We start from the raw sequence: 5,272 nt of genomic DNA, 5'->3' as shown, positions 1-5,272 counted from the left end.
CGACCCGCGGGTCGTCCGGTGCGTCAGCGGCGGGTTTCGCCGCGGTAGGGCAGCCAGCGGTAGCCCGGGGCGAAGTCGCTGAACTCGGCGCGCCGGCCCGTCCGGGCCCAGATCTCCTCGGCGACGACCAGGCCCGGGAAGACCGCCGGGTCCTTCTCCGCCAGAAGCTCGTCGTACGTGCGGAACTCGCCGGTCTCGATCCCCGCGAGGGCGTAGCGGTAGACCGGCGGCGCGGTCCGCAGCAGCCAGTAGAGCCGGCGGCCGGCCGCCGTCATCGCCGCCGCTTCCTCGGCCGAGTTCGCGCCGGTGCGGCTGAGGCCGTCGGGGGCGACTTCGCACCACCAGGCCTTTTCGCTTTCGAAGACGCGTGCCGGCCAGCCGTCGAAGTGGCGGGCGAGGTCGCGGGCGTGGGTCTCGCGCTCCCCGCATTCGGCGTTGAGGGCGAAGATCCAGGCCATGGCCGCTACCCCGTTCCGTGGGTCAACCGGTGACCGTGAGGTAGATGAGCACCAGGTTGAGAGCAATGATGATCACCGCGATCACCGAGGCCGCCACCGTCGTCAGCCGGCGGTTCGCGTCCGCCCCCATCAGATCACGGTCGGCCGTCAGCCGGATCAGCGGCACCAGCGCGAACGGGATCCCGAACGACAGCACCACCTGCGACACGACCAGCGCCGCACTCGGGTCGGCGCCCAGCGCCAGCACCACGATCGCCGGGGTGAGGGTCACCAGACGGCGCAGGACCAGCGGAATCCGCTTGTGCAGCAGGCCTTGCATGATCATCGCGCCCGCGTACGCGCCCACCGACGTCGAGGCCAGACCGGAGGCCAGCAGGCCGATCGCGAACAGCAGCGCGATGCCCGGGCCGAGCGCCACGGCCACCGCACCGTGCGCGCCCTCGATGCTGTCCACGCCCTCCTGGCCCTGCAGGTTCGTCGCGGCCAGCAGCAGCATGCCGAGGTTCACCGCGCCCGCCAGCAGCATCGCCAGGCCGACGTCGGCCCGCGTCGCGCGCAGCAGGCGGCGGCGCCGGGCTCCTTCGGGACGGCCGTGGCGGTCGCGGACCAGGCCCGAGTGCAGGTAGACCGCGTGGGGCATCACCGTCGCGCCGAGCATGGCCGCCGCGATGAGGATGCTGCCGGCGCCGTCGAACTTCGGGACCAGGCCGCCGAGGGTCTCCGCGGCCGACGGCGGCTCGACGAACAGGCTCGCCAGGAACCCGACCGCGATCACCAGCAGCAGGCCGGTCACGACCCGCTCGAACGTCCGCTGGCCGCCGCGGTCCTGCACCGCCAGCAGCGTCAGCGACACCGCTCCGGTGATCACGCCGCCGACGATGAGCGGGAGGTCGAACAGCAGGTTGAGCGCGATCGCCCCGCCGACCACTTCGGCCAGGTCGGTGGCGATGGCGACGACTTCCGCCTGGGCCCAGTAGGCCAGCCGGGCCGGCCGGGACAGCCGGGCGCGCAGGGCCTCCGGCAGCGACATCCCGCTGACCAGGCCCAGTTTCGCCGACAGGTACTGCACCAGCACGGCCATCAGGTTCGCCGCGACGATCACCCAGACCAGCAGGTAGCCGTAGCGGGCGCCGGCGCTGATGTTGGACGCGACGTTCCCCGGGTCGACGTAGGCGATGGCGGCCACGAACGCCGGCCCGAGCAGGGCCGAGCCCGTGCGCAGGCGGGTGGCCAATCTCGGCCGGACAGCCTCGGTCACAGCCATGACGCCACCTCTCGAACACCGGATGTCGGGGATCCTAAACCGAAGTTTAGGCGTGCCGAACTTTCTTTTTCAAGGGTGACTGCTCCCACCCTGGGGCCCGGATACCCCGATCAGCGGCGGTGAAAAGTGCGAAACCTCAGGGGTGGGCGACCTCGTGGCCGGATTCCCGCAACGCCGTGACCGCGTGCTCGAGGTCGCCGGCGCGGACCAGGATGTGGTCGGTGTCGAACGTCGAGATCGAGAACAGCGTGACCCCGGCGGCGGCCAGCTCCGAGGCCAGCGCGGCGATGATGCCGGTGAGCGTGAACTCGAGCGGGCCGCGGACCGACAGCAGCCGCCAGCCGTCCTCGGCGGCGGTCGCCCCGCCGGGCTCGCGGCCGGCCGGGCAGATCACCGACAGTTCTTCGGGCGTCCGCGTCACCGAAACCAGGGCTTCGCCGGGTTCGAACAGCTCGGCGGGCACCGCGGCGTCCGCGGGCAGCCGCACGACGGCGTACTCGCCGGGCCGGACGTCGATCGCAAGTCGCTTCATCAGCCTTCCAGCACCTTCGGGCTCGTGGCGATCTCGGTGCCGTCCGGCAACGTCGAGATGGTGAAGTCCGCGAACACGTTCGCCGCGGCCTTCTGCAGCTGCCGCAGGCACTCCACGGCCAGCTCGCGGATTTCGACGTCGGCGTGCTCGGTGGCGCGCATCGCGACGAAGTGCCGCCAGGCCCGGTAGTTCCCGGTGACGACGATCCGGGTCTCGGTCGCGTTCGGCAGCACGGCACGGGCGGCCTGGCGGGCCTGCTTGCGGCGCAGGGTCGCGCTCGGGACGTCGGCGAACTTCTCCTCGAGCCCGGCCAGCAGCTCGGTGTAGGCGTCGACGCTCGCCCGGGTCGCGGCGAGGAACTTCTCGTGCAGCACCGGGTCGTTCGCGATGATCTCCGGCTCGACGAACTCGGCGTCGCGCTCGGGGACGTACCGCTGCGAAAGCTGGGAGTAGGAGAAGTGGCGGTGCCGGATCAGCTCGTGGGTCAGCGACCGGGAGATGCCGGTGATGTAGAAGGTCACCGAACCGTGCTCCAGCACGGAAAGGTGGCCGACGTCGATGATGTGCTCGAGGTAGCCGGCGTTGGTCGCGGTGGCCGGGTTCGGCTTCTTCCACGACTGGTAGCAGGCGCGGCCGGCGAACTCGGCGAGCGCTTCCCCGCCGTCCGCGTCGGTCGACCACGGCACGTCCCCGGGCGGGAAGAACTCGGTCTTCGCGATCAGCTGCACTCTGGGTGACACGGTTCCGGTCACGTCAGCACTCCTTCTCCCGGTTCCCGCGCAGCCTAACCGCGTGAGGGCGATCACTCCCGGGGGACACGTGACATCACCGCCGCCTTGACTGACACCATGGATGACGTCATAGTGGTGTCATGGACCTGACGCCGTACATCGCCAACCTTCGCGAGGACCTCGCGAACACGGCTGCCGCCGGGGACGAGCAGACCCGGCGGGCGGCCGCGCTGCTGTCCTCCGCCCTCGAACCCGCCGTCCGCCTGACCCTGATGAACGCCCTCGCCGACCTCGCCGCCGAGGTCACGGCCGCACTGCCGGGCCAGGTCGTGGACGTCCGGCTCGACGGCCGAGACGTCCGGGTGGTCGTGACCGGCGACGCCGAGGAGACGACAGCACCCAAGACACCACGTGACACCACACCGCCGCCACCGATCGACGGCGGTGACATCAGCCGGATCACCCTCCGGCTGGTCGAGCAGATCAAGGGACAGGCCGAACGCGCGGCGGCGGCGCAGGGCGTCTCGCTGAACACGTTCGTTTCGCAGGCGGTGCAGGGCGCGCTCGGCCACGGCTCGCGCGGCGCGGACTACAAGCACCAGGGCAAGAAGAACCAGCCCGGGTCGCACCTGCACGGCTGGGTCGAAGGCTGAGGGGACGAGACGATGAGTGAAGAACAGACCACACCGGCCGAAGAGCCGAACGACGAACTGGTCCGGATCGACGAGTTCGAGACCGACGTCCCGCTGGAGCTCGACATCAGCGTCACCATCGGCCGCGTCGAGGTCGTCCTCGAAGGCGACTCCGGCGCGCGCGTGGAGCTGCGGCACGACCAGGGCGAGCAGCAGCCGTGGGTGGCGGGGGTCAACAGCCTGCTGTCCTGGGTCGGCGAACGCTTCGGCGACCAGCTGGGCGTCGACCCGGCGACCTCCCCGGCCGAGGCCGTGCGGCAGAGCCGGATCGAGAAGCTCGGCAACCGCCTGGTCGTGAGCGCACCGAAGGCGTGGCAGCTGCGCAACGCCGCGCTCGCGGTGAAGGTGCACGCGCCGGCGGGCTCGCACGTCGAGGTGCGGGCGGGCGCGGCGGACGTCACGGTGACCGGCTCGGCCGGCCGCGTCGACCTGCTGACCGGCTCCGGCGAGGTGAAGCTCGACCGCGCCGACGGCTCGGCCACCATCCGCACCGGCAGCGGCGCGGTGAAGCTGGGCCCGACGCTGGGCGGGCTGCAGCTGCGCAGCGGCAGCGGCCACGTCGAGGCGTCGTCGATCAGCGGGTCCGCGACGCTGGCCACCGGCACCGGCGACGTCTGGCTGGGCGCGGTCTCCGGCGAGGTGATGGCCCGCACCGGCAGCGGCGACCTGTCCGTGGCCGACGCGGGGTCGGGCACGCTCGACCTGATCACCGGCTCCGGCGAGGTCCGGATCGGCATCCGCGGCGGCACGTCCGCCGAGGTGGACCTGACCTCCAGCGGCGGCCGCGTCTCCAGCGAGCTGGACGTCGCCGACGCCGCCCCCGAAGGCGGCGTGAAGCTGAAGGTCCGAGCCCGCACGGGCACCGGCAACGCCGTGGTGACGCGCGCGGCGGGCTGAGCCGACCAGACCTTCCGCACGGGGGAAGGACGGGCCGTTCCCGGTGGGGGTGCCGGGGACGGCCCGTTCGCGCGAAATACCAGAGAAAGCGTTCCATCGAAATCCGGCGAACGAAGGATGAATTCATCGAAACGCCGTTTCACGTGGTTACATACGGAGAATCCTGATTTTTTCGGATCGGCTTTGAACAAATCGCCAGGCTGTCTCGTTCCCATCGGTTGACCGCGCCGGCCTGGCGAAAGGTGACCGAGTGACCGCGCTGATCCGCCCCTCCTCCCTGCAGGGCCTGACCACCACCGACCGCGTGCTGTTCCAGCGGTTCGGCACCGGAAAACCCGCCGCAGTCCCGTTCCGCCGCATTCACGACGCCATTCTGGCGCAGGCACGGGCCCGTCCGGACGCAGTGGCCGTGATGCACTCGGGTGAATCGCTCACCTACGCCGAACTCGATCGCCGTTCGGCCTCGCTCGCTTCCGCGCTCGCCGGGCTCGGGGTGCGGCCCGGGCACCACGTCGGCCTCTTCCTCACGCGATCGATCCCGATGGTGGTCGGCATCCTCGCCGTGCTGCGCGCGGGCGCGGCGTACGTGCCGCAGGACATCCGGATCACGCCCGCACCGCAGCTGCGGCACATCGTGGCCACCGCGGGCATCGACGTCGTCCTGACCACGGGCGAGCACGCTTCCGCACTGCCCGCGG

The 5,272-nt window shown here is 71.3% G+C and carries 7 protein-coding genes; 3 read left to right on the top strand and 4 right to left on the bottom strand.

Annotated elements, in window-relative coordinates:
• Positions 1–23: 23 nt before the first annotated feature.
• The 4 genes from CCN39_RS33370 to thyX all read right to left on the bottom strand — a co-directional run bounded on the left by CCN39_RS33370 (position 24) and on the right by thyX (position 3,006).
• Positions 24–458, bottom strand: coding sequence for a hypothetical protein (locus CCN39_RS33370; RefSeq protein WP_086848790.1), 435 nt, complete (start codon positions 456–458; stop codon positions 24–26).
• 22 nt (positions 459–480) lie between these two features.
• Complete coding sequence (locus CCN39_RS33365) at positions 481–1,722, bottom strand: Nramp family divalent metal transporter (RefSeq protein ID WP_167455254.1); 1,242 nt, start codon at positions 1,720–1,722, stop codon at positions 481–483.
• A gap of 136 nt (positions 1,723–1,858) precedes the next feature.
• Positions 1,859–2,254, bottom strand: a complete 396-nt coding sequence (locus CCN39_RS33360) for an ACT domain-containing protein (RefSeq protein WP_086848785.1) — start codon at positions 2,252–2,254, stop codon at positions 1,859–1,861.
• Positions 2,254–3,006: an FAD-dependent thymidylate synthase gene (gene thyX, locus CCN39_RS33355; protein ID WP_086848783.1), complete on the bottom strand. Its 753-nt coding sequence runs from the start codon at positions 3,004–3,006 to the stop codon at positions 2,254–2,256. Before thyX ends, CCN39_RS33360 begins: the two co-directional genes overlap by 1 nt.
• 119 nt (positions 3,007–3,125) lie before the next feature.
• On the opposite strand from thyX, the gene CCN39_RS33350 reads away from it, so the two are divergent.
• The 3 genes from CCN39_RS33350 to CCN39_RS33340 form a co-directional block, all read left to right on the top strand.
• On the top strand, positions 3,126–3,638 hold the full coding sequence (locus tag CCN39_RS33350) for a toxin-antitoxin system HicB family antitoxin (RefSeq protein WP_086848781.1): 513 nt from the start codon (positions 3,126–3,128) through the stop codon (positions 3,636–3,638).
• Between the two features lie 12 nt (positions 3,639–3,650).
• Positions 3,651–4,574 carry a DUF4097 family beta strand repeat-containing protein gene (locus CCN39_RS33345; RefSeq protein WP_086848779.1) on the top strand — a complete coding sequence of 308 codons (924 nt, stop codon included), beginning with the start codon at positions 3,651–3,653 and terminating at the stop codon, positions 4,572–4,574.
• A gap of 250 nt (positions 4,575–4,824) precedes the next feature.
• Positions 4,825–5,272, top strand: a 448-nt coding sequence (locus CCN39_RS33340) for an AMP-binding protein (RefSeq protein WP_143264249.1), incomplete at its 3' end; no start/stop codon positions are given.

It is taken from the genome of Amycolatopsis kentuckyensis (assembly GCF_002155975.1).
In the GTDB taxonomy this organism is placed as follows: Bacteria; Actinomycetota; Actinomycetes; order Mycobacteriales; family Pseudonocardiaceae; genus Amycolatopsis; species Amycolatopsis kentuckyensis.
Note: the sequence above shows the minus strand (reverse complement) of the source record. Positions and strands in the feature narration are given on the sequence as shown.

Coding starts and splice junctions, on each gene's coding strand:
- CCN39_RS33370 (WP_086848790.1), bottom strand. CDS start 458: ATGGCCTGGATCTTCGCCCTCAACGCCGAATGCGGGGAGCGCGAGACC.
- CCN39_RS33365 (WP_167455254.1), bottom strand. CDS start 1,722: ATGGCTGTGACCGAGGCTGTCCGGCCGAGATTGGCCACCCGCCTGCGC.
- CCN39_RS33360 (WP_086848785.1), bottom strand. CDS start 2,254: ATGAAGCGACTTGCGATCGACGTCCGGCCCGGCGAGTACGCCGTCGTG.
- CCN39_RS33350 (WP_086848781.1), top strand. CDS start 3,126: ATGGACCTGACGCCGTACATCGCCAACCTTCGCGAGGACCTCGCGAAC.
- CCN39_RS33345 (WP_086848779.1), top strand. CDS start 3,651: ATGAGTGAAGAACAGACCACACCGGCCGAAGAGCCGAACGACGAACTG.